Genomic DNA, 20,880 nt, shown 5'->3' on the forward strand with positions numbered 1-20,880 from the left:
CGGTGGCGGATCCAACATGGTCCGTCTGGTTGAGAGCATGGGGCAGGGGCATCCGGCGAGACCCGTCCTTGTGATGTCGAATGACCCGAAAGCGGGTGGCCTGATCAAGGCGGCCGACATGGGGGTGCCGGTTGCCTCGGTCGATCACAAACCTTTCGGCAAGGACCGCGCCGCGTTCGAGGCACAGTTGATCGCACATCTGGACGCCGCAGAACCAGATATCCTCTGTCTGGCCGGTTTCATGCGCATCCTGACGCCTGATTTCATTCGTCATTTCGAGGGGCGGATGTTGAATATCCACCCCTCCTTGCTGCCGAAATACAAAGGACTGCACACCCACGAACGCGCCATTGCCGCTGGTGATACCGAGGCGGGGTGTTCGGTTCACGAAGTCACTGCCGAACTCGACGGGGGCCCGATCCTGGGGCAGGCACAGGTGCCTGTTTTGCCGGATGACACCGCAGATACCCTCGCGGCGCGCGTACTGGTGCAGGAGCATCGCCTGTACCCCGAGGCGCTGCGTCGCTTCGCGGCCGGGGATCGCAGCCGCTTTCAGCTCTGATCAGCTGTTGCGCGCATCATAGGCCGATCGGGCGCTTTGCACGTCGGCCAAGTGATGTTTCGTCCAGCCATAGAGCGTGCGAAACGGCGGCAGAAGGGTGTTGCCCAGATCGCTCAGTGCATATTGCACGGCGACGGGTGAGGAATGAATCACCTCGCGGGTGACCAGCCCGTTGCGCTCCAGCTTGCGCAGGGTCTGGGTCAGGGACTTTTGCGAGATCCCCTCCAGTTGGCGTTTGATGTCATTGAAGCGGGTCGGGCCCCGATCCAGCACCGTCAGGATCATCATCGACCACTTGTCCGCGATCTGATCGAACAGTTCCCGATTGGGGCAGTCCACCGAAAAGGCTGTCACGTCACAACGGACATACTCGTAGCTGAAATCTTCCATGCGGTTACCTCGGGGTGACGTGGTGCACTTCAGGTGCGTGATTGACACTAGGTCTCTCGAATATACTTAAGCCCGGACGAGATTGAAAGGATACTTCTCATGTCCCATCCGACCGACATTCTGTTCCGTCCCTTCACCCTGAAGGGGCTGGAACTGAAGAACCGCATCGTCATGGCGCCGATGACGCGCTCCATGGCACCCGAAGGCCTGCCGGGTCAGCCGCAAGCCGATTACTATACCCGTCGCGCCGAAAACGAAGTCGGCCTGATCCTCTCCGAGGGCACCGTGATTGACCGTCCGGCATCGCGCAACACCGCCGGCATTCCGTTTTTCCATGGCGAAGCACTCAACGGCTGGAAAACCGTGATCGACTCTGTGCACGCCGCTGGTGGACGTATGGGGCCGCAAATCTGGCACACCGGTTCGACCCGTGGCGGCAAGTGGGAACCAGAAGCGCCGGTCGAGAGCCCCTCCGGTTTGATCGGCCCGAATGACCCCCGCGGCGTCGAAATGTCTGAGGACGATATTCAAGCGACCATCGCAGCCTTCGCCTCGGCCGCCGCAGATGCCAAGCGTCTGGGCTTCGATGTGGCCGAGCTGCACGGCGCGCATGGCTATCTGATCGACCAGTTCTTCTGGGCGGGCAGCAACCTGCGCACGGATGCCTGGGGCGGCAAGACCCTTGCCGAGCGTTCGCGCTTCGCAGTTGAAGTGGTCAAGGCCGTCCGTGCTGCCGTGGGCCCGGACTTTCCCATCATCCTGCGGATCAGCCAATGGAAACAACAAGACTTTACGGTCAAGCTCGCCGAAAACCCTGAGGAAATGGAAGCATGGCTGCAACCGCTGGCCGACGCTGGCGTTGACGTCTTCCATTGCTCGCAACGTCGTTTCTGGGAGCCTGAGTTCCCCGAGATTGACGGCGAAGAGGGGCTGAACTTCGCAGGTTGGGTCAAGAAGATCACGGGCAAGCCGACGATCTCGGTTGGCTCGGTCGGCCTGTCGGGGGAATTCATCGCATCCTTCGGTGGCGAAGGCTCGCAAGCAACCTCGCTCGATAAACTGGTGGCGCGGATGGAGCGTGACGAGTTTGATCTGATCGCCGTTGGCCGCGCCCTGATCAGTGATCCGGCATGGGCGGCAAAGGTCAAACGGGGCGCGGCAGACGAACTGCAAGGCTTCGAAGCCAAGGATCTGGCCGAACTGGTCTGATCGTCGAGCCAATGAAAAAGACCCACCCCTGCGCTGCTGTGCAGGGGTGAACAAGCGGACAGACCACGACGCGGTGCTTCGTGGTCTTTTCAACCCCGCCAATGCACTTTATGACGGTGAAGTGAACGCGGGATGAGCCCGCACCCCAAAGAAAGTGCGAGATGCAGACGATTACCAGTACCGAGGGCTTGGCGGCCTTCTGCGAGCAGGCAAAATCCCATCCTTACGTCACTGTCGACACCGAGTTTCTGCGCGAGCGCACGTATTACTCCCAGCTCTGCCTGATTCAGTTGGCTTTTCCCGGTCCGGAGGCCACCTGTGCCGCGATCGTCGATCCGCTGGCCGAAGGGCTGTCGCTTGAACCCCTGTATGACCTGTTTCGCGATACCTCTGTCGTAAAGGTGTTCCACGCCGCACGTCAGGATCTTGAGATCTTCTTTGTCGATGCGGGTCTCATCCCCGAACCCTTGTTCGACACGCAGGTTGCGGCCATGGTCTGCGGCTTTGGTGAACAGGTCGGATACGAGACTCTGGTGCGCAAGATCGCGCATCATCCGCTCGACAAATCCTCGCGCTTTACAGACTGGTCGCGCCGTCCGCTGAGCGATGCTCAGCTGAAATACGCGCTGGCTGATGTCACCCACCTGCGCGAGATTTACGAATACCTCGCCAAGCAGATCAAAAAAGCAGGCCGCGAAAAGTGGGTCGAGGAAGAATTGGGCATTCTGACCAGTCCCGACACCTATATCGTGCAGCCTGACGAGGCCTGGCAACGGGTGCGCACCCGCACGAGTTCGGGACGCTTCCTGGCCATCCTCCGCGAGCTGGCCAAGTTCCGCGAGAGTTTTGCCCAGACGCGCAACGTGCCGCGCAACCGTGTCTACAAGGACGACGCCATGGTGGAGCTGGCCTCAACCAAACCCCTGAATGCGCAGGATCTGTCCCGGTCGCGTCTGTTGCTGCGCGAGGCCCGCAAGGGCGAGATCGCCGATGGCATCATCGCCGCCGTCAAAGCTGGGATGGAGTGCCCTGACAGCGATCTGCCGCGTCCTGACATGTCGGCGGAGAAACTGCAGGTCAACCCGGCGCTGGCAGATCTGCTGCGTGTCTTGTTGAAAGCCAAGTCCGACACGGCGGGTGTAGCGGCCAAGCTGATTGCAGCGACCTCTGAGCTGGATGCGCTGGCGGCGGGTTTGCGCGATGTGCCGTCGTTGCATGGCTGGCGTCGGGATGTATTTGGGGCTGACGCCCTGCGCCTCTGCGATGGAGAGATCGGTCTGGCCACCAAGGGCCAGAAAGTCGTCACCGTCGATCTGCGCTAAAACACCGATAAAGCAAGGGGGCGCCGCGCAGCATGCGTGCGCCCCTTTTCTATCAGCGGGTCTTGCTGAGAGCGTTCTGCCCGCCGACCACTTCGATCTTGCTGACGCCTGACAATTCGATATCCGAGAGCCGCGTCGCAGCAACCACTTTGCGCGAGGCATCTGTGCCGACGGGCAAAAGGCCACCACGCGTTACGGGCAGATATGCCTTCAAGGTGTATTGTGCCACGCCATCAACCGGGCCATCCACGCTCTGCGGAACCAGACCAACCTGGAACGAGCCCTGATAGGCCGCCGTGGCGCTGACGCGAATGATCGCGCCGCCGGGCACTTTTTCAATGTCCAGGGTATCAATCCGGGCGACGGGATCGCGCCGGTCGACGACCTCTTTCTTGCTGCTCAGCAGACGCTCGGGAATCAGCGGGTTGGCGGTGCCTGCGGTGGTGTTGACAGGTGCTGAATAGCTCCGTCCGAACCAATTGGCCGGGTTGGCCCGGCTGTTTCGGATTGTGGCGCATCCGGCCAATGTGAGGGCGGCGATCACCACGACGGGAATAGTCTTGCGCATATGTCCGGGGCCTTTGTGAACCAGTGTCTCCATCTAACCCACTCGGGGACGGTTGAAAAGCCGCGCGTGGCTCTGGACCTTCCCGGGATCGGCGGCTACCTCGGTGGGCATAGCATCGGAACACTGCAGAGGAAGCGGAATATGGCGCAGGAAGCCTTTGAAGAGATCGTCGCGGACTTTGAGTTTCTCGAGGATTGGGAGGATCGCTATCGTCATGTCATCGATATGGGCAAGGCAATGGACCCACTGCCGGATGCGCTGAAGGTGCCCGCTACCAAGGTGGACGGATGCGCCAGTCAGGTCTGGCTGCATCCGCGCCCTGAAAACGGCACCTTCTATTTTGACGGCGAAAGCGATGCGATGATCGTGCGCGGGCTGATTGCCGTGCTGCGCGCACTCTACAATGGCGTCCCGATGGATCAGCTGGCCAAGGTCGATGCCCATGCCGAACTGGCGCGGCTCAGCCTTGAGGACAACCTTTCGGCGCAACGCTCCAACGGGCTGCGGGCCATGATCAAGCGGATCGGCGAGCAGGCGTAAAGTCAGCGCGTCTGGGCCTGTGCGACGTAGCGCCTGAGCGAGCGGACAAAGGCATCAATGGCCTTCTCCGCGGTGCTGGCAGGGAAGGCGGCGACAATCTGTGGGTCCAGTTTGGCCGACAACTTGTCGATATGGGCGCAGCGGATCGCCTCGTCACTGACGGACAGAGGCAATGCCCCTGCCGCGACCAGAAGTTCGATCCTCTGGTGAATGGCGCGCATGCCCGCAAAAGACGTGATCATCGGCCCTGCCAGCTTGGGCAGATCCCGCCAGCTGAGGCCGTCGTAAATCTCCTGCGTGACCCGTTGCCCGGCGCCGAGGCAGTCATAGGCGACGCATCCTGAATAGCCTTTCGGTATCAACTGACTGTGGATCGAACAGTCATGACCTGAGAGGTTGGGGCAGGGCAGACCTGCAGGCTTGTCGATGGCAAAGCTGTCACCTGCGTCCAGCGCCAAAGCCAGGCAGCACAGGGCCGCGCATTGGCTGCAGTCGGCCTTCAACTCGGGTGCAGTCATCGGGTGGCCTCCTCCGTCAGCTCTCGTGCCAGATCGCCGTAGCCGGTGAAGCGGCGCTCAAAGGACAGGCCCAAGCGGGCTGCGCAGTCGCGCGCCTTCTCGGTGAGGCCGGGGTCCTCTGTCTGGGCCAAGAATACCAGCGTTTCATAGTTGGAAAAGTACATCTCGCGCAGGTCCGGATGGCGGTCGAGACCAAGAGGCTGCCAAACGAAGGCATCGAACTGCCGAGCGAGGAAATCTGTAAGGTAGAAGGATGTCACCTCGCCGCGCGCCTCGAATTCTGCGACGCCATCGAAAAACGCATAGCAATGCGGCCCGGAGAGCATCGTAACGCCCATCTCCCTGCAGGCCACCTCCAGTAGCCCCCCGGTGCCACAATCGGCATATAGGACGAAAATGCGCGGATAGGTGGCGCGATGCTCGGCCACTTTGGCGCGCACGGCGTCGGTGATCCGGTCAGGCGTATTGTGCAGAATCGCGGGCAGACAGATCAGATCCAGATGATCCCAGCCGTTGATGCGTTTCAGTGCAAGCACTTCGCGCGCCAATGCGCCACAGGCGATCAGCAATGTACGCTCGGCGCGCGGTGCGAGATCCCGCAGGTCCGCGCCGTCGCAGGTCAGAACCGGGTCAGTCGGAAGCGCACTCATCTCAGCGCCGTTTCTTGTTCAGCACCACGCGCAGCAGCAGGACGCCCCCGATCAGGATGGGCATGCCAACGGGGGCAAGCTGCGGATAGCTGGACGCAACCCAGACGGTGACGCCGGCAAAGGCGACGACAGCGGCGAGCAGCAGCATGAATTGGGGCCAGGGCATAGGGGATCCTCCTGCCTTTTAGGTAATGGGTTGGGGCGGAAACAAAAGGCCCGCCGAAGCGGGCCTTGTCGGAATACCAAGAATACCCCGGTCAGATCCGCCGCAAATCAGCTCGGCGCGCGGTTGTGTTTGCGCGCCATGAAGGATTTCGCGGTCTCGACGGCGACGGCGGCATCCCGGCAATAGGCATCTGCGCCAATGGCACGACCGAATTCCTCGTTCAGAGGGGCACCGCCGACCAGCACGATATAGTCGTCGCGTTTGCCTTGTTCCTTCAGCGTGTCGATCACGACCTTCATGTAGGGCATCGTCGTGGTCAACAGCGCCGACATCCCGAGGATATCTGCCTTTTCGTTTTCCAGCGCCTCAAGATAGCCATCGACGGCGTTGTTGATGCCGAGGTCGACGATCTCGAAGCCCGCACCCTCCATCATCATGGCGACGAGGTTCTTGCCGATGTCGTGGATATCGCCCTTGACCGTGCCAATAACCATCTTGCCGATGGTCGGCGCGCCGGTTTCCACCAGCAGGGGCTTCAGGATCGACATGCCGCCCTTCATCGCATTGGCGGCCAGCAGCACCTCGGGTACAAACAGGATACCGTCGCGGAAGTCGTTGCCAACGATGGTCATGCCGCCGACCAGAGGCCGGGTGAGGATGTCGTAGGGGGTCCAGTTCCGCTCAAGAAGGATGTTGACGGACTCCATGATCTCGTCTTTCAAACCATCATAGAGGTCGTCCATCATCTGATCGACAAGGTCGTCGTCGCTGAGGTCGGACAGGATGATATCGTCTTCTTCGTCGGACATGTGCGTTCCTGTGTCTGTTTGCGCGCTAAGGATCAGTCCATAGACCAAGCCTTGTCGCAACTCGGGTCAAGCGACTTTGCGAAATGCGACTTATCGCGCGATGCTGCCGACTTATAGCGTTTCTGACAAAAAGAAATATTGAAAAAATTTCATGGAGATCATGGGGCTGACAGTCTAAGTTCCGTCTATGTTCCAGACAGACTCACATCCCGTTGAAAAAGAGACCCGCAAAGGCCGTGCCGCAGGCAGCAATGCCAGTGGCCGTTTCGAGGCGCATGAGCGTGTGCCCGAAGACGACGGCTGGGATATTCCGGAGGAAACCGGTCAGATCCGCACCCAGGTGCGCGACGAAATAGCGCGCAGCCTGATCAGTTACAATGCATCGCCCGACCTGCCCTTTGATCGATCGATCAACCCCTATCGCGGGTGTGAACATGGCTGCATCTATTGCTTTGCCCGTCCCACCCATGCCTACCTTGGTCTCTCTGCCGGGCTGGATTTCGAAACCCGTTTGATCGCGCGGCCGAATGCGGCGGCGGTGCTTGCTGAAGAATTAGGCAAGCGCAGCTATCAGGTGGCGCCAATTGCCATCGGGACCAACACAGATCCTTATCAGCCGATCGAGAAACAGCGCGGAATCATGCGGGAATGTCTTGAGGTCCTGTGGGAGCATCGTCACCCGGTTGCGATCGTCACCAAAGGCACGGGAATTCTGCGCGACATGGATATCCTGCGCAAGATGGCGAAACTGGGGCTGGTGCGCGTCGGGATCTCTCTCACCACTCTGGACCGCGACATCGCCCGAACGATGGAGCCTCGGGTGCCCGCGCCGGAAAAACGCCTGCAAGTGGTACGCTCTCTGGCGCGGGCACAGATCCCCGTGCGGGTCATGGTCTCGCCCGTGGTGCCGGGGCTGACGGACGCTGAGGTTGAGGCGATCCTGACCGCTGCGCAGGCTGCGGGCGCCAGCTCCGCCAGCTGGATCATGCTGCGTTTGCCACGAGAAGTGTCGCCGTTGTTTCAGGATTGGCTGGCCGAGCATTATCCAAACCGGGCCGCCCGCGTGATGGCCCGCTTGCGCGAAATGCATGGCGGCAAGGAGTACGACGCCAACTGGCATCGTCGGATGCGCGGGGAAGGGCCCTATGCAGCGATGATCGGTCAGCGCTTCAAGACAGCGGCCAAACGGCTGGGGCTGGATGAGGCGCAACCGCCGCTGCGCTGTGATCTGTTTCGCGTGCCGGTCAAGCCGGTTGAGCAGTTGAGCCTGTTTTGAGGGAGTTGGCGCGTCTGGCGACGCGACAAGCCTCCGGCGGGAATATTAAGAGCAAGAAGAAGCTGGGTGTATCGCCGGGGGAAATGCAAAAGGCGCCCGTTCAGGGGCGCCTTTGGGTTGGTCAGCTTTGGTCTGTCAGACGCGGCGCCGGCGCGTTGCGCGACGGGTGGGAGCGTCGCTGAGATCGCCTGTGCCATCATTGGCGGAAGAAAACCCGCCCAGCAGTTCGGTGATCTGTTCGAGTGTCGGACGCGGGCCGCGGGGCCGTGAGGAGAGCGCCTCGTGCATTTTGGAGAGGTGGTCGGGCATGGTGCCACAGCAGCCGCCGATGATCATTGCGCCACAGTCGCGCGCCATGACGGCGTATTCGCCCATCAGCTCGGGTGTGCCGTCATAGTGGATGTGACCGTCTTCGTATTTCGGGATGCCCGCATTGCCCTTGGCGATGATTGGACGTTCGACACCCATGGCGGCAAAGCCCAGCACGGTGCGCAGCAGGTCGGAAGCGCCGACGCCACAATTCGCGCCATAGGCAATGGGCGGATTTTCCAGCTTTTCCACCATTTTGACCATCGCCTCTGAGGTCACGCCCATCATGGTGCGACCGGCGGTGTCGAAACTCATCGTGCCGCACCAAGGCATGTCGGCGAGTTTGAACGCCTCGGCAGCGGCCTTGTATTCTTCGGGTGCCGAGATCGTCTCAAGCCAGAGAACGTCGGCGCCTCCCTCTTTCAGACCTTCCGCCTGCTGGTGAAAAATTTCGACAGCAAGCTCATGTGTCAGCGGGCCCATGGGGGCCATAATTTCACCGGTCGGGCCGACAGACCCCGCGACGATCACAGGACGCCCGGCCTTGTCGGCAACCTCGCGGCCAAGTTCGGCCGAGATGCGCGACAGTTCGCCCGCGCGCTTTTCCGCATTATGAAGCTTGAGGCGTGAGGCATTGCCGCCAAAGGAGTTGGTCAAAAAGATATCCGAGCCTGCGTCCACGGCGCCCTGATAGAGCTTCATGATGCGATCGGGATGCTCCTCGTTCCACATTTCTGGTGCGTCGCCAGAGCTGAGGCCCATGTTGAAGAGGTTCGTGCCAGTGGCGCCATCGGCCATCAGCCAATCTCGTTTCTCCAGCAGGCGGGAGAGGGCATTCGTCATAGCGGACTCCTTGCGGGTTTCACGGCCGCGTTTCTCACATGGGTGCAGCCGGGGCAATTCCATGGTCTTCATACGCCTCCTCGTCCCCGGTTGGAAGGGGATGGGCAGGTGAGGGGCGCCTTCGCATGGTCAGAGCCAGATCGATTGCCCCAAGGATCAGCGACGCATGAGACGGGGCTGCGATATACAGAGGGATGCGGCGTGGCGCAAAGCTGTCCTTGAACCGGCACAGCCCGTCTCCCCCTGTCCGTTTGGCGACATGCGCACGAAAGCGGGCCAGAAGGGCGTGTTCGGCGACGCTGCGGGCAGGCATCGCGGCGAGGGAGAGCGGCACGCCGTCCCGAGCCGCGTCCTCGATCGCGCGCAGGACCAGCAGGTGCATGGTGCCGTCGGGCAGGCTTGCGCCATGGCGCATCAGATCCAGACAGAGCTGGTTTGGGTTCGTGTGGAAGCTAACGAAGGCCACCAGCTGCTGCTCACGCCAGGCGCAATACACGCGCTGATGATGGATATATCCGACCTCGAAACGCCCTGTGGAGAGGCCGCGAGGTTCGCCATGTGTCTGTTTCCATTGCTGATCGAGCCTGGCCATCTGCTCCAGCAGGCAGGGGGACAGTCCTGCGGCAGGCTGCGTGATCTCGACACCGGCCTTTTCGGCCTGACGGATTTTGCGGCGCAGTTGGCGATGGCGCGCCCCGGAGAGGCAGAAATCACCAGGGTCCAGTACGGCCTCATCAGCGACCCGGGCCACACGCCAACCGGCGCGGCGCGCGGCGATGGCGTGGGAGGCCGTGCATTTATACACCAGCGGGAGCCGGTTGGAGGCGCGCGCTGCGGCGGCGAGCCGTGGCAGCAGTGCCGTGATCGGGCCGTTCAGGGGGTCAAACAACAGCGTCAGGCTCTGTGAGGTATCAACCGTCAGCGCATTGGCATGCGGGCTGGCCAATACGCGGGCGCTGTTCTGGCGTGCAATCCCTACCTCGGCGCGCGCGGCCTGCTGTAGCAGCGCCTCTGGCACGCGCCGTGTGATGCGTTCGCGGGGCAAGGTGTCAATCTGGGCACGTGGGCGAAACACATGTGCCGAGGCGATCACGGCAGGCAGGGCGTAGTAGATCAGGCGAAACGCGAGGATGGCAGCGATCAGATCAGCCTCGGCCACCTGTGGAAGCAGGGCGAGCATCGTCAGTTCGAACGGACCCACTCCGCCGGGCGTTCCGGCGAAAAGTCCAGCTCCGAGGGCCAGCAGGAATGCCGGGAACAGGGTTGTGAAGGCCAGGCCTTCAGGCAGAAAAACCTGCAGGGCAGCCGCGGCGGCGAGAGTATCGATCAGCGCGAAAAAACCTATTGCGCTCATGGCTTGAAGGCTCGGCAGCCGCAGCTTGAGGTGGTGGATCCTGAGGGTGGGAAACAGCAGGCTGATCAGCGGCAGGCTGAGGGCGAGGGCGATGGTGCATCCCGCAAGCCAGCCCGGCAGCAGCGACGGCGCCAGTAGCACACAGGCCAGAGCGGCAATCACCGCCCAGGCCAGCAGAAAGGAGGCCGCCACGGCAGCCGTTACCTTGGCGGCGCGGATCGGGCCGAGATCTGGCAGCAAGCGCCAGCGCGCCAGCGTACCTGTCAGCATACCGAGGCCAAGCACCTGCGACAGGGCGATGGCTGTGATGCCGGATGTCTGGGCGCGCCCCTCAGAGACCCCGGTGCGCAGATGACGGTGCATGACCGCATCGTAGCGTCCGAGCGACCAGAAACTGACCGCTGTCGCCGCCGCAGCTGCCAGCCATTGCGGGTAGGTCACCGCAGTGAAGGCCTGCCACATCAAGGCGGGCTCAAGCGCGGTCAGGCGCCCTGCCAACATCCAGAAACAGACCGCGCCAACCAGAAAAGGTACCGCAAGACGAACCCATCCACTGCGCGCCCAAAGACGCGATCCCATTGCCCAAGCCATTGCTCTAACCCTTCCACTCAACCCACTTCAGGGAGTAGGCAGGCTTTCTTGCCGAGTTCTTAATGCCGTCGCCAGAAACCCGTCGCATTGTAGTGGATCCGGCGTGCCGCGCGCAGGGCCACGGCCAAATTCGCGTTCTATCCCAAGGAGCTGGTCGGTCTGCGCCGGAACACCCAGGGGAACGGGGTCTGTCATGGGGCGTTTGAGCGCTTGGAGCAGGGTGCTGAAGACACCGCTGCCCGAGGGCTGCAATCCGGTGCGTTTACCGCCATTTCCTGAGGTTTTCGCGACGCTTGCAGTCGCGCGCGACGCGGCGTTACTTGCGACACATCACGAGGTACACTAAGAGGGCGCAAAGGCGAGACTCTCTCGCTGCATCAAAAGAGGCCGTTCGCCCATGGCACGACGCAAGAAAATCTATGAAGGCAAGGCCAAGATCCTGTACGAAGGCCCGGAGCCGGGAACGATCGTGCAGTACTTCAAGGATGATGCAACCGCCTTCAACGCCCAGAAAAAGGACGTGATCGAAGGCAAGGGCGTGCTGAACAACCGCTTGTCGGAATTCTTCATGACCGGGCTGAACAACATCGGTGTACCGACCCATTTTATCCGCCGTCTGAACATGCGTGAGCAGCTGTGCCGCAGCTGCGAGATCATTCCCCTCGAAGTGATCGTGCGCAATTTCGCGGCCGGGTCGATGTCCAAGCGTCTGGGCATCGAAGAGGGCACGCCGCTGCCACGGCCCATCGTCGAATATTGCTACAAGGACGATGCCCTGGGCGACCCGCTGGTCACCGAGGAGCATATCGCCGCCTTCGGCTGGGCCAGCCAGCAGGACATGGATGACATCGTGCACCTCGCGCTGCGGGTGAACGACTTCCTCTCCGGGGTCATGATGGCGGTCGGCATCAAGCTGGTCGACTTCAAGATCGAGATCGGCCGCGTCTATGAAGGCGACTTCCAACGTCTTGTTGTTGCTGATGAAATCAGCCCCGACAGCTGCCGCCTCTGGGATATCGAAACCGGTCAGCACCTCGACAAGGACGTGTTCCGCCGTGACCTTGGCAGCCTGACGGATGCCTATACCGAAGTGGCGCGCCGCCTTGGCGTGCTGCCGAAAAACACCGGGCCGTCCAAGCCCACGCTGATCAATTAAGGAGCCTTGCCGATGAAAGCCCGCGTCCATGTCATGCTGAAGAATGGCGTCCTCGATCCGCAGGGCGAAGCCGTGCGCCACGCGCTCGGTGCGCTTGGGTTTGATGGGGTCCAGGGGGTCCGTCAGGGCAAGGTCATCGAGCTTGATCTGGCCGATGGTACCCCTGAGGCCACCGTCACCGAAATGTGCGAAAAGCTGCTGGCGAACACCGTGATCGAGAGCTACTCGGTCGAGCTGGTCTGAGCGACGCACCCCACGCCTGAGGCGCGGGAGACCCCCGAAAAAAGACCCCGGCCGCGACAGCGGTGCGGGGTCTTTTGCTGTGCCCGGAGCGGGCATTCTGACGGCGCCGGGCCGCACGGCAAAGTGGCGAAAACCGCCAGATCGGGGTGTCGGTATCCGGTCGGTATTGCGTCGGTATCTGAACGGTGCGGAAAATCGCAAACTGCACGTCAGGTCACCATTGCTTTACCCCGGTGCGATATGCAGGCGCAGGCGCGGCTAAAGGCTTGATCTGCCGGTGCGGCGCGCGTATCAGCCACGGGATATTCCGCCCGTCCCTTTTTGCCATGGAGTGCCGCCCATGAAAGCTGCCGTCCTCGTCTTTCCCGGATCCAATTGCGACCGTGACCTGCAAACCGCCTTCGAGGCCGTGGGCGTCGACGTCACCATGGTCTGGCACAAGGAGTCCGAGCTGCCCGAGGGCATCGACATTGTCGGCATCCCCGGTGGCTTTTCCTATGGCGACTATCTGCGCTGCGGTGCGATTGCGGCGAACTCGCCAATCTGCACCTCGCTCAAGCGGCATGTCGAACGCGGCGGCTATGCCATCGGCGTCTGCAACGGTTTTCAGATCCTGACCGAAACCCGCATTCTGCCGGGCGCGCTGCTGCGCAACGCCGGGCTGAAGTACATCTGCAAGCATGTGCCGCTGACGGTGACGACGACGGACTCGATCTTTACCCAAGGCTATGAAGCGGGTGCCAGCATCTCGGTGCCGATCGCGCATCACGACGGCAACTATCAGGCCGATGCGGAGCTGCAGGCCCTGCTGAAGGGCGAGGACCGGATTGCCTTCACCTATGGCGACAACCCCAACGGGTCGGCTGCCGACATCGCCGGCGTGCTGAGCGACAACCGTCGTGTGCTGGGCATGATGCCCCACCCGGAGCGGGCCGCGGACGAGGCCCATGGCGGATCTGACGGCGCTGCGGTCTTTACCGGTATCGTCAGCGCGCTGGTCGCGGCCTGACGGCCCGACCGGTTTCACGACAAACAAAAGTTTCGGCGTAATCGAGCCGGTCGGGCCAGACACTGCCGCTGGCCCGCCGCAAGGCCTCTGCGTGCCGGCTTGAGTGGGCGCGCGGGGCGGAGTACCCTCAGCGCATGGCAAAAAAACCTTCCCGACGCGGCCTGAATGGCCGCAAGAGCCGCACCATCTCGTGGCGGGCGCGTGTCGCCCTTGGTCTGTTCATCGTGCTGGTGGTGGCGGTCGTGGCGATCACCAATGCCATGCTGATGAGCCGCTTTACCGAAACGACGCGCAACCGGGCCGAACTGCGGCTGGCGCTGTTCGGGGCCAATCTGGTCAGCGAACTGCGGCGCAATTCCATCGTGCCGCAACTGCTGGCGCGCGACCCCGAGCTGATCGGGGCGCTCAATTCTGCCGATTACAGCCGCTCGACCCAGCGGCTGATTTCGTTTGTCGACGAGATCGGCGCGGCCAGCCTGATGCTGCTGGACAAGGACGGGCGCACGGTGGCGGCGACGGATCGCAACCGTCTGGGCGAACAGCACAAGTCGGATGCCTATTTCGTCGAGGCGCAACGCTCCAACGAGACGGTTTTTTCGGTGATCCAGCGCGAGGCGTCAGGATTTCTGTTCGCCTATTCGCGCCGGGTCGAGCTGCAGGGGCAGTTTCTCGGCGTGATCATCGTTGAGGTCGATCTGCAGAAATTTGAACGGACCTGGGCCGGGTTCTCGGATGCGCTGCTGGTGATGGATTCCCAGGGCCAGATCATCCTCGCGACCGAGCCGGTCTGGCGCGGGCTGACCGAGCCGCAGGCGGTGGCGCGCGAAACCCCCGACAGTGCCATTCAGCGGGCGCTGATGGCGACGACGGACTGGGGCTCGGAAGTCGACGGCTATCTGCAGGGCGAGGCGGTGATGCGGGTGAGTTCGCGCATCCCGTTCCGCGGCTGGCAGGTGGCGAGTTACACAACCTATTCGAGTGTGCGCGAAAAAGTGAACGGCGTTCTGGCGCTGGAGATCATGGGATTCGCGATCCTGCTGGCGCTGGCCTTCTATGTGCTGAGCCGCAAGACGATGCTGCGGATGGCGCTGTTTCAGCGGGAATCGGCGGAACTTCGCGCACTTAACGCAAGGCTGCAGCGAGAGATCGCCGAGCGTGAGCGGATGGAAAAGAGCCTTGAGGTGGCGGGACAAACGCTGGCGCAGAGCCAGAAACTGGCCGCCTTGGGCGAGATGTCGGCGGCGGTAAGCCATGAGCTGAACCAGCCGCTGGCGGCGATGAAGACCTACCTTGCTGGCGCCATGCTGTTGCTGCGCCGCAACCGTCCTGACGAGGCGCTGTCGAGCTTTGGGCGCATCGACGATCTGATCGGGCGGATGGGCGCGATCACACGACAGCTTAAAAGTTACGCAAGTAAGGGCGGCGACAGCTTTGCGCCTGTAAACGTTGGCGAGTCCCTTGCGACCTCGCTGTCGATGATGGAGCCGCAACTGCGTCTGCGAAAGGTGCGGATCACCCGCGCATTGCCGGAAAAACCTGTTATGGTGATGGCCGACAAGGTGCGGCTGGAACAGGTGATGATCAACCTGTTGCGCAATGCTCTGGATGCGACCTCCAGCGTCGAGGATGCCCAGATCGACATCCTGTTGTCGGCCGGCGAGACGGCGACGCTGACGGTGCGCGACAATGGCTATGGCATCGCCGATCTAGATGCGCTGTTTGAGCCTTTCTACACCACCAAGCAGCCCGGCGATGGCGTCGGACTGGGGCTTGCCATCTCCTCCGGCATCGTCAACGACCTCGGCGGGCGTCTGACGGCACGGAACGCAGTAGGGGGTGGGGCTGTTTTTGAAGTACAGCTTCCTATCTTGTCAGAAGAAATAGAAGCCGCAGAGTAGTTGAAGGCGGAGACATATATGCAAAAGGCCATGAAGATCGCGATCGTCGATGACGAGCAGGACATGCGTCAGTCGATCAGCCAGTGGTTGGCCCTGTCGGGCTATGACACTGAGACTTTCCCGAGCGCGGAAGAAGCGCTGAAGAAACTGGGGCCGGATTATCCGGGCATCGTGATTTCGGACATCAAGATGCCGGGAATGGACGGTATGGCGTTCCTGAAGAAACTGATGGGCAGTGACTCGGCTTTGCCGGTGATCATGATCACCGGGCACGGCGATGTGCCGATGGCGGTGGAGGCGATGCGTCTTGGCGCGTTCGACTTCCTTGAAAAGCCGTTCAACCCGGACAAGATGACGGCGCTGGCCAAGAAGGCCGCCAATGCGCGCCGTCTGGTGATGGACAACCGCCAGCTGCGCAAGGAGCTGTCGGATGGTGGCCAGATCATGCGCAAGCTGATCGGCACCAGCCCGGTGATGGAGCGTCTGCGCGAGGATATCCTCGACCTCGGTCAGGCGGATGGCCATGTGCTGATCGACGGCGAAACCGGCACCGGCAAGACGCTGGTGGCGCATTCGTTGCACGCGGTCGGCGCGCGGGCGGGCAAGAAATTCGTGCTGATTTCCTGTGCGGCGCTGGAAGAAGAGGCGCTGAGCAAGCGTCTGTTCGGCCCGATGATGCCCGAGGACAGCCGTCTGCCGGCGATCGAGGAAGCGCGCGGCGGCACGCTGGTGCTGGAGGATGTCGAGGCACTGTCCGACAGTCTGCAGGCGCGTCTGCTGAGCGTGATCAACGAGCAGGGGATGCCGGGCGAGACGCGGATCGTCGCGATTTCCAACCTGCAGGAGCAGGATCGCACCTGCGAGGACATGCTGCGCCCGGATCTGTTCTATCGCCTCGCGGCGCTGCGGATCACCGTGCCGCCGCTGCGCCAGCGCGGCGAGGACATCCTGACGCTGTTCACGCGGTTGTCGGAGCAGTTCAGCGATGAATATGGTTGCGATGCGCCGCAGGTCTCGGCGCAGGAAGCGGCTCAGCTGTTGCAGGCGCCCTGGCCGGGCAACGTGCGTCAGCTGATCAACGTGGCCGAGCGCGCCGTGCTGCAATCGCGCCGCGGCTCTGGCACCATCGCCAGCCTGCTGATGAGCGAGCATGAGGAAATGCAGCCCGTCATGACGACGGAGGGCAAGCCGCTGAAGGAATATGTCGAGGCGTTCGAGCGGATGCTGATCGACAACACCATGCGGCGACACAAGGGCTCGATTTCGTCGGTGATGGACGAGCTGTGTCTGCCACGCCGGACGCTGAACGAGAAGATGGCGAAATACGGGCTGCAACGCTCGGATTATCTGGGCTGAAGCGGGTCTGAGGTCTGGCAGGGGGCGGAGCGGCGTAGGCCGGCTCCGCCTTTTTGCTGTTGAGGGGGCGCTGCCCCCGCCTGCGGCCCCCCGAAGTATTTTGGGCAAGATGACAGGGGAGAGGCGCAGGATTGGCGGAGTCGGACCATCTTGGGCGCGGCGCGGTTTACCCTGTGTTTAGGGGCGGGCGTTAGACCGGGGTGCAGAGCGGGTTCGGGCGCGCGAAAGGGTCCAAGGTCTGGCTGGGGTTGCACAATCGGGGGCGCTTGCCCGGGGTGTGTGATTTTCTCCATTGTCATTGGGCGGTGCTGGGCCTTATGTTCAATTGACGGGGTTGGGTGTTTCCAGCTCCGCGAGAGTTTCGCTGAAGACGGGCGTGACGGAGTGACATCCGGCCCCGGTTTCAGAAAAGATTGAACCCTGACAACAGGGTTTGTGCATCGCCGGAGGGCCTCAGGGTCCGGCCGGCAAAGAATGGGCGGTGCGCCCTCCGACGCGGGAGGTTCCTGAAACAGGGACCGATACCGCGAGAGGGGGCAGCCGTCGGAGAAGAAACGCGATGAGGCGTGTGAGGAGAGAGACAGTGAGTGGGAGCGCCCTGATGGACGCCCGCGACGCTGTTACATCCACCGCCGACATTGCCCCTGACAGACGCGCTCTACGTACCCTTGGTCCCCCTGGCACTGCCCGGGCTCCGGGGGCGGTCTGGCGCGCAATTGGATCCAATGGCAAAGAAGATGCTTATCGATGCCACACACGCAGAAGAAACGCGTGTCGTGGTTGTGGACGGAAACAAAGTTGAGGAATTCGATTTTGAGTCCGAGAACAAACGCCAGCTAGCTGGCAACATTTATCTGGCGAAAGTCACGCGGGTCGAACCGTCGCTGCAGGCGGCGTTCATCGACTACGGCGGGAATCGCCACGGTTTCCTGGCGTTTTCGGAGATTCACCCCGATTACTACCAGATCCCCGTCGCCGACCGTCAGGCGCTGATGGCGGAAGAACATGCCTATGCCGAAGCGCTGAAGGCGCGTGAGGACGAGGACGAAAAGCCCAAGCGCCGCACCCGGACGCGCAGCAAGACGCGCGCCGAAGAGGCCGGTTCGGACGATGCCAGGGTCAGTCAGGACATCGAGTCCGATGACGATAGCCCCGAAATCAGCGGCATGGAGACCATCGACCTTGATGAGGGCGATGATGAGGGCCTGTCGCCCATGGAAACCGTGGCGGAAACGCCTGTCGAGGAGTCCGATGCGTCGGAGGATGACGACGGTGACTATGACGACGACGGCTCGGACGACGACGGTGATGACGATGGCGATGATGACCATGCCCATAACGGCAATGGCACGCGCAGCCGTGGCCGTCGCAGCCGTCGCAAGGATGCCGGTCAGAAAGACAGCGAGATCGAGCACGTCTCGGAAGATGACGACCATGACGACATCCGCCCGCCGCGCAAACCGCGCCCCAAGCGCTATCGCATTCAGGAAGTCATCAAGGTCCGTCAGATTCTTCTGGTGCAGGTCGTCAAGGAAGAGCGCGGCAATAAAGGCGCGGCGCTGACCACTTACCTCAGCCTGGCGGGTCGCTATTGCGTGCTGATGCCGAATACGGCCCGTGGTGGCGGTATTTCGCGCAAGATCACCAATGCCGTCGACCGCAAGAAGCTGAAGGAAATCGCTGCCGAGATCGACGTGCCGCGTGGCGCGGGTCTGATCGTGCGGACCGCCGGTGCCAAGCGTACCAAGTCCGAGATCAAACGCGACTATGAATACCTGCAGCGCCTGTGGGAACAGATCCGGGAGCTGACGCTGCAGAGCATCGCGCCGGCGAAGATCTATGAAGAGGGCGATCTGATCAAACGCTCGATCCGCGATCTTTATAGCCGCGAGATCGACGAGGTTCTGGTGGAAGGCGAACGCGGCTATCGCAACGCCAAGGACTTCATGAAGATGATCATGCCGTCCCACGCCAAGAACGTGAAAAACTACTCGGACGGTCTGCCGTTGTTCGCGCGCTTCCAGGTCGAGAGCTATCTGGCGGGCATGTTCAACCCCGTCGTGCAGCTGAAATCCGGTGGCTATATCGTGATCGGCGTCACCGAGGCGCTGGTGGCGATCGACGTCAACTCCGGTCGAGCGACCAAGGAAGGCTCGATCGAGGAGACGGCGACCAAGACCAACCTGGAGGCCGCCGAAGAGGTGGCGCGCCAGCTGCGTCTGCGTGACCTTGCCGGTCTGATCGTCATCGACTTCATCGACATGGACGAGCGGCGCAACAACCTGGCTGTCGAAAAGCGGATCAAGGACAAGCTGAAGACCGACCGGGCGCGTATCCAGGTCGGCCGTATCAGCGGCTTTGGTCTGATGGAGATGAGCCGTCAGCGTCTGCGCCCCGGCATGATCGAGGCGACAACGCAGCCGTGCTCTGCCTGCCATGGCACCGGTCTGATCCGCTCGGACGACAACATGGCGCTGAACATCCTGCGCCAGATCGAGGAAGAGGGCACCCGTCGCCGCACCCGTGAGGTGCTGGTGAAATGCCCGGTCGCGATCGCCAACTACCTGATGAACCAGAAGCGCGAGCATGTCGCGCAGATCGAGTCGCGCTACGGCATGGCGGTGATGATCGAAGGCCATCCGCATCTGGTCAGCCCGGACTTCGAGATGGAGAAGTTCAAGACTGCGACGCGTAAGGTTGTCGAAGTGGCACATATTGTTTCGGCGGACATGTCGCTGATGGACAGCGTCGATGGCAATGCCTGGGACGATGATGACGCGGCCGAGGAGGACGAGGATGAGGTCGAGACCTCGGTCCCCGAGAAGGCTGCCGAGAAGCCCGTCGAGACCAAGGCCGAGGCGAAAGCCGAGCCGCGCAAGGACGAGACTGGCCCCGAGGCTGGGGGCGAGGGCGACGAGCAGCCCAAACCCAAGCGGCGTCGTCGGCGTCGGCGCAAGAAGAAGGGTGGCGGTCAGGACGACGGCGGCTCGGGTGATGACAATATGAGCGCCTCGGACAGTGAGTCCGACAGCGATGGCGACGACAGTGCCGATGGCGACAACGATGACGCACCGAGCACGGACAAGCCCTCGGGCAGCCGGTCGAGCCGTCGTTCGCGTGGTCGCCGCTCGGGCAATCGGGATGCCTCGCAGGAGACTGCGGGCAGCCAGACCGGGACGACCCAGGGTGACGTCGTGGCTGAGGCCCGCGAAGAGATCGCGGCTGAGGCACATGCCGAGACTACGCCTGATGCTCGGGCAGAGGTCGAAGCGGAGGCCCGCGAAGAGGTGAAAGCCGAAGCGCAGACCTCGCAGCAGGCGGTGCCTGAGGGGCAGGTTGTTGGAAGCCCGGCGACGCAGGACAGTGTTGCAGCCGTGGCTGAGAGCACGGAACCCGCTCCTGTTGCCGAGACCGTTGCGGCGGAGAAGACTTCTGATGCTTTGGCCGAGGTGTCCTCTGGCGAGGTTGCGGCGGAGGCCAGTGCCCTGACGCAGGATCCGGCGCAGGATACGGCCCGCCCGGAACCGGTGGCCGAGACGCCGAAGGCCGAGGTGCCCGCTGCGACACCGCAGGCAGAGCCCGCCATGGCGGAGGAGGCCCCCCAGCCAGAGCAGGAGACTGCCGAGGATGGCGCCAAGCCGAAACGGCGTGGCTGGTGGTCGCTGGGAAGCTGATCACAGGCTGTGAGCCGAGAGATGAAACGCCGCGCAGGAGACTGCGCGGCGTTTCGCGTCAGGTCGGGCGTGGGACCGCTTGGGGCGGGTTGTGTTCAAGTATTTAAGGCAAGATGAGAAAGCTGGGGCGTCCCGTGAGGCAGCGGGCCGCGGGGCTTGGGATCAGGCGCGGGGTTTGCGGATCACGAAGGCATGGCCGGGCTTGGCGGTGTCGAGGTCCGTGGCGGAGAGCAGCTCATACCCGGCCTGGGCGCAGAAATGCGGCATGTCGATCAGGGCCATGGGATCATCGGTGAGAATGCGCAGGCAGGCACCGGGGGCCAGGGCCATCAGGCGCTTGCGCGCGCGCAGCACGGGCAGCGGGCAGAGCAGCCCGCGGGCGTCGATATCCTCGGCAATCTCCATGGCACTCTGGATAGGAGGCGGGCGCGGGCAAG

At 62.4% G+C, this 20,880-nt stretch carries 20 protein-coding genes; 11 read left to right on the top strand and 9 right to left on the bottom strand.

Annotation, left to right across the window (positions count from 1 at the left end; genetic code table 11):
- The first annotated feature begins 16 nt into the window (after window positions 1-16).
- Window positions 17-562, top strand: a complete 546-nt coding sequence (gene purN / locus F3W81_RS04055; RefSeq protein ID WP_264298907.1) for a phosphoribosylglycinamide formyltransferase — start codon at window positions 17-19, stop codon at window positions 560-562.
- Here the strand turns inward: purN and F3W81_RS04060 are convergent, their stop codons facing one another.
- Window positions 563-952: a winged helix-turn-helix transcriptional regulator gene (locus tag F3W81_RS04060; RefSeq protein WP_193082382.1), complete on the bottom strand. Its 390-nt coding sequence runs from the start codon at window positions 950-952 to the stop codon at window positions 563-565.
- A gap of 99 nt (window positions 953-1,051) precedes the next feature.
- Between F3W81_RS04060 and F3W81_RS04065 the strand changes: the two genes are divergently transcribed.
- Entirely contained in the window at window positions 1,052-2,161 is a 1,110-nt protein-coding gene (locus F3W81_RS04065; protein ID WP_193082383.1) for an NADH:flavin oxidoreductase, read from the top strand.
- Between the two features lie 161 nt (window positions 2,162-2,322).
- Window positions 2,323-3,483: a ribonuclease D gene (gene rnd / locus F3W81_RS04070; RefSeq protein WP_193082384.1), complete on the top strand. Its 1,161-nt coding sequence runs from the start codon at window positions 2,323-2,325 to the stop codon at window positions 3,481-3,483.
- 52 nt (window positions 3,484-3,535) lie between these two features.
- On the opposite strand, the gene F3W81_RS04075 is transcribed toward rnd, so the two are convergent.
- Window positions 3,536-4,084 (bottom strand): hypothetical protein, encoded by a 549-nt coding sequence (locus F3W81_RS04075; protein WP_226941846.1) that lies wholly within the window; start codon window positions 4,082-4,084, stop codon window positions 3,536-3,538.
- Window positions 4,085-4,192: 108 nt separating this feature from the next.
- Here F3W81_RS04075 and F3W81_RS04080 point away from each other — a divergent pair, with 108 nt between their 5' ends.
- Window positions 4,193-4,591 (top strand): SufE family protein, encoded by a 399-nt coding sequence (locus F3W81_RS04080; protein WP_193082386.1) that lies wholly within the window; start codon window positions 4,193-4,195, stop codon window positions 4,589-4,591.
- Window positions 4,592-4,593: 2 nt separating this feature from the next.
- On the opposite strand, the gene F3W81_RS04085 is transcribed toward F3W81_RS04080, so the two are convergent.
- The 4 genes from F3W81_RS04085 to F3W81_RS04100 all read right to left on the bottom strand — a co-directional run bounded on the left by F3W81_RS04085 (window position 4,594) and on the right by F3W81_RS04100 (window position 6,734).
- Entirely contained in the window at window positions 4,594-5,109 is a 516-nt protein-coding gene (locus tag F3W81_RS04085; RefSeq protein ID WP_193082387.1) for a hypothetical protein, read from the bottom strand.
- Window positions 5,106-5,759, bottom strand: coding sequence for a DUF1638 domain-containing protein (locus F3W81_RS04090; RefSeq protein ID WP_193082388.1), 654 nt, complete (start codon window positions 5,757-5,759; stop codon window positions 5,106-5,108). Before F3W81_RS04090 ends, F3W81_RS04085 begins: the two co-directional genes overlap by 4 nt.
- Window position 5,760: 1 nt before the next feature.
- Window positions 5,761-5,925 carry a hypothetical protein gene (locus F3W81_RS04095; RefSeq protein ID WP_193082389.1) on the bottom strand — a complete coding sequence of 55 codons (165 nt, stop codon included), beginning with the start codon at window positions 5,923-5,925 and terminating at the stop codon, window positions 5,761-5,763.
- Between the two features lie 107 nt (window positions 5,926-6,032).
- Window positions 6,033-6,734: a corrinoid protein gene (locus F3W81_RS04100; protein ID WP_193082390.1), complete on the bottom strand. Its 702-nt coding sequence runs from the start codon at window positions 6,732-6,734 to the stop codon at window positions 6,033-6,035.
- Window positions 6,735-6,921: 187 nt separating this feature from the next.
- On the opposite strand from F3W81_RS04100, the gene F3W81_RS04105 reads away from it, so the two are divergent.
- Complete coding sequence (locus F3W81_RS04105) at window positions 6,922-8,010, top strand: PA0069 family radical SAM protein (RefSeq protein WP_193082391.1); 1,089 nt, start codon at window positions 6,922-6,924, stop codon at window positions 8,008-8,010.
- Between the two features lie 135 nt (window positions 8,011-8,145).
- On the opposite strand, the gene bmt is transcribed toward F3W81_RS04105, so the two are convergent.
- Together bmt and F3W81_RS04115 are read right to left on the bottom strand one after the other, a co-directional pair.
- Window positions 8,146-9,162, bottom strand: a complete 1,017-nt coding sequence (gene bmt, locus F3W81_RS04110) for a betaine--homocysteine S-methyltransferase (protein WP_193082392.1) — start codon at window positions 9,160-9,162, stop codon at window positions 8,146-8,148.
- Between the two features lie 34 nt (window positions 9,163-9,196).
- A complete protein-coding gene (locus F3W81_RS04115; RefSeq protein WP_226941847.1) occupies window positions 9,197-11,017 on the bottom strand; it encodes a phosphatidylglycerol lysyltransferase domain-containing protein in 1,821 nt (606 codons plus the stop codon).
- Between the two features lie 487 nt (window positions 11,018-11,504).
- On the opposite strand from F3W81_RS04115, the gene purC reads away from it, so the two are divergent.
- The 6 genes from purC (at window position 11,505) to F3W81_RS04145 (ending at window position 20,443) form a co-directional block, all read left to right on the top strand.
- Window positions 11,505-12,263, top strand: coding sequence for a phosphoribosylaminoimidazolesuccinocarboxamide synthase (purC, locus tag F3W81_RS04120; RefSeq protein ID WP_193082394.1), 759 nt, complete (start codon window positions 11,505-11,507; stop codon window positions 12,261-12,263).
- Between the two features lie 12 nt (window positions 12,264-12,275).
- Window positions 12,276-12,506 (top strand): phosphoribosylformylglycinamidine synthase subunit PurS, encoded by a 231-nt coding sequence (gene purS, locus F3W81_RS04125; RefSeq protein WP_193082395.1) that lies wholly within the window; start codon window positions 12,276-12,278, stop codon window positions 12,504-12,506.
- Between the two features lie 340 nt (window positions 12,507-12,846).
- Window positions 12,847-13,515, top strand: coding sequence for a phosphoribosylformylglycinamidine synthase subunit PurQ (purQ, locus tag F3W81_RS04130; protein ID WP_193082396.1), 669 nt, complete (start codon window positions 12,847-12,849; stop codon window positions 13,513-13,515).
- A 134-nt stretch (window positions 13,516-13,649) separates the two neighbouring features.
- Window positions 13,650-15,413 carry a sensor histidine kinase gene (locus F3W81_RS04135; RefSeq protein WP_193082397.1) on the top strand — a complete coding sequence of 588 codons (1,764 nt, stop codon included), beginning with the start codon at window positions 13,650-13,652 and terminating at the stop codon, window positions 15,411-15,413.
- Between the two features lie 18 nt (window positions 15,414-15,431).
- Window positions 15,432-16,769 carry a sigma-54-dependent transcriptional regulator gene (locus F3W81_RS04140; RefSeq protein ID WP_193082398.1) on the top strand — a complete coding sequence of 446 codons (1,338 nt, stop codon included), beginning with the start codon at window positions 15,432-15,434 and terminating at the stop codon, window positions 16,767-16,769.
- Window positions 16,770-17,494: 725 nt separating this feature from the next.
- Window positions 17,495-20,443, top strand: coding sequence for an Rne/Rng family ribonuclease (locus tag F3W81_RS04145; RefSeq protein ID WP_193082399.1), 2,949 nt, complete (start codon window positions 17,495-17,497; stop codon window positions 20,441-20,443).
- A 162-nt stretch (window positions 20,444-20,605) separates the two neighbouring features.
- On the opposite strand, the gene F3W81_RS04150 is transcribed toward F3W81_RS04145, so the two are convergent.
- The gene (locus F3W81_RS04150; RefSeq protein WP_193082400.1) at window positions 20,606-20,848 is read right to left on the bottom strand and encodes a sulfurtransferase TusA family protein; all 243 of its coding nucleotides are present in this window, start codon (window positions 20,846-20,848) and stop codon (window positions 20,606-20,608) included.
- Window positions 20,849-20,880 lie beyond the last annotated feature (32 nt).

The sequence above is a fragment of the Pseudooceanicola spongiae genome (assembly GCF_014899185.1).
In the GTDB taxonomy this organism is placed as follows: Bacteria; Pseudomonadota; Alphaproteobacteria; order Rhodobacterales; family Rhodobacteraceae; genus Pseudooceanicola; species Pseudooceanicola spongiae.

Coding starts and splice junctions, on each gene's coding strand:
- purN (WP_264298907.1), top strand. CDS start 17: ATGGTCCGTCTGGTTGAGAGCATGGGGCAGGGGCATCCGGCGAGACCC.
- F3W81_RS04060 (WP_193082382.1), bottom strand. CDS start 952: ATGGAAGATTTCAGCTACGAGTATGTCCGTTGTGACGTGACAGCCTTT.
- F3W81_RS04065 (WP_193082383.1), top strand. CDS start 1,052: ATGTCCCATCCGACCGACATTCTGTTCCGTCCCTTCACCCTGAAGGGG.
- rnd (WP_193082384.1), top strand. CDS start 2,323: ATGCAGACGATTACCAGTACCGAGGGCTTGGCGGCCTTCTGCGAGCAG.
- F3W81_RS04075 (WP_226941846.1), bottom strand. CDS start 4,084: ATGGAGACACTGGTTCACAAAGGCCCCGGACATATGCGCAAGACTATT.
- F3W81_RS04080 (WP_193082386.1), top strand. CDS start 4,193: ATGGCGCAGGAAGCCTTTGAAGAGATCGTCGCGGACTTTGAGTTTCTC.
- F3W81_RS04085 (WP_193082387.1), bottom strand. CDS start 5,109: ATGACTGCACCCGAGTTGAAGGCCGACTGCAGCCAATGCGCGGCCCTG.
- F3W81_RS04090 (WP_193082388.1), bottom strand. CDS start 5,759: ATGAGTGCGCTTCCGACTGACCCGGTTCTGACCTGCGACGGCGCGGAC.
- F3W81_RS04095 (WP_193082389.1), bottom strand. CDS start 5,925: ATGCCCTGGCCCCAATTCATGCTGCTGCTCGCCGCTGTCGTCGCCTTT.
- F3W81_RS04100 (WP_193082390.1), bottom strand. CDS start 6,734: ATGTCCGACGAAGAAGACGATATCATCCTGTCCGACCTCAGCGACGAC.
- F3W81_RS04105 (WP_193082391.1), top strand. CDS start 6,922: ATGTTCCAGACAGACTCACATCCCGTTGAAAAAGAGACCCGCAAAGGC.
- bmt (WP_193082392.1), bottom strand. CDS start 9,162: ATGACGAATGCCCTCTCCCGCCTGCTGGAGAAACGAGATTGGCTGATG.
- F3W81_RS04115 (WP_226941847.1), bottom strand. CDS start 11,017: ATGTTGGCAGGGCGCCTGACCGCGCTTGAGCCCGCCTTGATGTGGCAG.
- purC (WP_193082394.1), top strand. CDS start 11,505: ATGGCACGACGCAAGAAAATCTATGAAGGCAAGGCCAAGATCCTGTAC.
- purS (WP_193082395.1), top strand. CDS start 12,276: ATGAAAGCCCGCGTCCATGTCATGCTGAAGAATGGCGTCCTCGATCCG.
- purQ (WP_193082396.1), top strand. CDS start 12,847: ATGAAAGCTGCCGTCCTCGTCTTTCCCGGATCCAATTGCGACCGTGAC.
- F3W81_RS04135 (WP_193082397.1), top strand. CDS start 13,650: ATGGCAAAAAAACCTTCCCGACGCGGCCTGAATGGCCGCAAGAGCCGC.
- F3W81_RS04140 (WP_193082398.1), top strand. CDS start 15,432: ATGCAAAAGGCCATGAAGATCGCGATCGTCGATGACGAGCAGGACATG.
- F3W81_RS04145 (WP_193082399.1), top strand. CDS start 17,495: ATGGCAAAGAAGATGCTTATCGATGCCACACACGCAGAAGAAACGCGT.
- F3W81_RS04150 (WP_193082400.1), bottom strand. CDS start 20,848: ATGGAGATTGCCGAGGATATCGACGCCCGCGGGCTGCTCTGCCCGCTG.